Consider the following 3,380-nt stretch of genomic DNA (forward strand, 5'->3'; position numbering starts at 1 on the left):
GCTCATGGGTGGAACGTTGATTATTCGGCCGGGATCCTGGGTCGGAGGCTGCTAGTACTGCTCGTCAGAGCGTGGAACGCATGATCTTCGGACGGGGCCTGGCCGGGCACGCTGTTGGGTGTCTGAGGGAACGAACTTTCCTCAGTCGCCGGCCCCAGTGCACTCGGACCTGTTGGTTCGGGGTGATGGGTGGCTGGTCGTTGTTTGAGAACTGCACAGTGGACGCGAGCATCTGTGGCCAAGTTTTTAAGGGCGCACGGTGGATGCCTTGGCACCAGGAACCGATGAAGGACGTGGGAGGCCACGATAGTCCCCGGGGAGTCGTCAACCAGGCTTTGATCCGGGGGTTTCCGAATGGGGAAACCCGGCAGTCGTCATGGGCTGTCACCCTTGTCTGAACACATAGGGCAAGTGGAGGGAACGCGGGGAAGTGAAACATCTCAGTACCCGCAGGAAGAGAAAACAACCGTGATTCCGGGAGTAGTGGCGAGCGAAACCGGATGAGGCCAAACCTACGACGTGTGAGACCCGGCAGGGGTTGCGTCGTGGGGGTTGTGGGATCTCTCTTCCACGGTCTGCCGGCCGTGGGGCGAGTCAGAAACCGTTGATGTAGGCGAAGGACATGCGAAAGGTCCGGCGTAGAGGGTAAGACCCCCGTAGTCGAAACGTCAGCGGCTCGTTTGAGAGACACCCAAGTAGCACGGGGCCCGAGAAATCCCGTGTGAATCTGGCGGGACCACCCGCTAAGCCTAAATATTCCCTGGTGACCGATAGCGGATAGTACCGTGAGGGAATGGTGAAAAGTACCCCGGGAGGGGAGTGAAATAGTACCTGAAACCGTGTGCCTACAAGCCGTGGGAGCGTCGGACATCAGCTTGCTGGTGTCTCGTGACTGCGTGCCTTTTGAAGAATGAGCCTGCGAGTTTGCGGTGTGTTGCGAGGTTAACCCGGGTGGGGAAGCCGTAGCGAAAGCGAGTCCGAACAGGGCGCTGTAGTAGCACGCTCAAGACCCGAAGCGGAGTGATCTAGCCATGGGCAGGTTGAAGCGGAGGTAAGACTTCGTGGAGGACCGAACCCACCAGGGTTGAAAACCTGGGGGATGACCTGTGGTTAGGGGTGAAAGGCCAATCAAACTCCGTGATAGCTGGTTCTCCCCGAAATGCATTTAGGTGCAGCGTCGTGTGTTTCTTGCCGGAGGTAGAGCACTGGATAGGCGATGGGCCCTACCGGGTTACTGACCTTAGCCAAACTCCGAATGCCGGTAAGTGAGAGCGCGGCAGTGAGACTGTGGGGGATAAGCTCCATGGTCGAGAGGGAAACAGCCCAGAGCATCGACTAAGGCCCCTAAGCGTACGCTAAGTGGGAAAGGATGTGGAGTCGCACAGACAACCAGGAGGTTGGCTTAGAAGCAGCCACCCTTGAAAGAGTGCGTAATAGCTCACTGGTCTAGTGATTCCGCGCCGACAATGTAGCGGGGCTCAAGCGTACCGCCGAAGTCGTGTCATTGCAGTATATAGCCCCAACGGGTGCTGTGATGGGTAGGGGAGCGTCGTCTGCCGGGTGAAGCGGCACTGGAAGGTAGTCGTGGACGGTTGACGAGTGAGAATGCAGGCATGAGTAGCGATTCACACGTGAGAAACGTGTGCGCCGATTGACTAAGGGTTCCTGGGTCAAGCTGATCTGCCCAGGGTAAGTCGGGACCTAAGGCGAGGCCGACAGGCGTAGTCGATGGATAACCGGTTGATATTCCGGTACCCGCTGTGAAGCGTCAAACATCGAAACAGGCGATGCTAAGTCCGTGAAGCCGTTCCGGACCCTTCGGGGAATGGAAAGTGGTGGAGCCGACGGACCAGACTTGCAGTAGGTGAGTGATGGGGTGACGCAGGAAGGTAGTCCATCCCGGGCGGTGGTTGTCCCGGGGTAAGGGTGTAGGACGTTGTCCAGGTAAATCCGGGCAGCACATAGTCTGAGACCTGATGCCGAGCCGATTGTGGTGAAGTGGATGATCCTATGCTGTCGAGAAAAGCCTCTAGCGAGTTTCATGGCGGCCCGTACCCTAAACCGACTCAGGTGGTCAGGTAGAGAATACCGAGGCGTTCGGGTGAACTATGGTTAAGGAACTCGGCAAAATGCCCCCGTAACTTCGGGAGAAGGGGGGCCATTCCTGGTGAGAGGACTTGCTCCTCGAGCTGGGGGTGGCCGCAGAGACCAGCGAGAAGCGACTGTTTACTAAAAACACAGGTCCGTGCGAAGCCGTAAGGCGATGTATACGGACTGACGCCTGCCCGGTGCTGGAACGTTAAGGGGACCGGTTAGCTCACTTTCGGGTGGGCGAAGCTGAGAACTTAAGCGCCAGTAAACGGCGGTGGTAACTATAACCATCCTAAGGTAGCGAAATTCCTTGTCGGGTAAGTTCCGACCTGCACGAATGGCGTAACGACTTCTCGACTGTCTCAACCATAGGCCCGGTGAAATTGCACTACGAGTAAAGATGCTCGTTTCGCGCAGCAGGACGGAAAGACCCCGGGACCTTTACTACAGTTTGATATTGGTGTTCGGTTCGGCTTGTGTAGGATAGCTGGGAGACTGTGAAGCCCGTACGCCAGTGTGGGTGGAGTCGTCGTTGAAATACCAGTCTGGTCGTGCTGGATGTCTAACCTGGGTCCGTGATCCGGATCAGGGACAGTGTCTGATGGGTAGTTTAACTGGGGCGGTTGCCTCCTAAAGGGTAACGGAGGCGCCCAAAGGTTCCCTCAGCCTGGTTGGCAATCAGGTGTTGAGTGTAAGTGCACAAGGGAGCTTGACTGTGAGACCGACGGGTCGAGCAGGGACGAAAGTCGGGACTAGTGATCCGGCGGTGGCTTGTGGAAGCGCCGTCGCTCAACGGATAAAAGGTACCCCGGGGATAACAGGCTGATCTTCCCCAAGAGTCCATATCGACGGGATGGTTTGGCACCTCGATGTCGGCTCGTCGCATCCTGGGGCTGGAGTCGGTCCCAAGGGTTGGGCTGTTCGCCCATTAAAGCGGTACGCGAGCTGGGTTTAGAACGTCGTGAGACAGTTCGGTCCCTATCCGCTGTGCGCGTAGGAGTCTTGAGAAGGGCTGTCCCTAGTACGAGAGGACCGGGACGGACGAACCTCTGGTGTGCCAGTTGTTCTGCCAAGGGCATGGCTGGTTGGCTACGTTCGGGAGGGATAACCGCTGAAAGCATCTAAGCGGGAAGCCTGCTTCGAGATGAGGACTCCCACCCACTTGATGGGGTAAGGCTCCCAGTAGACGACTGGGTTGATAGGCCGGATCTGGAAGCCAGGTAACTGGTGGAGGTGACCGGTACTAATAGGCCGAGGGCTTGTCCTCAGTTGCTCGCGTCCACTGTGTT

At 57.5% G+C, this 3,380-nt stretch carries 1 rRNA gene; it reads left to right on the forward strand.

The annotated features are described in order from the left end of the window. Positions 1–236: 236 nt before the first annotated feature. Positions 237–3,358: ribosomal RNA gene (locus M878_RS71200) — 23S ribosomal RNA — on the forward strand. The last annotated feature ends 22 nt before the right edge of the window (positions 3,359–3,380 follow it).

The organism is Streptomyces roseochromogenus subsp. oscitans DS 12.976 (assembly GCF_000497445.1).
Lineage (GTDB): Bacteria > Actinomycetota > Actinomycetes > Streptomycetales > Streptomycetaceae > Streptomyces > Streptomyces oscitans.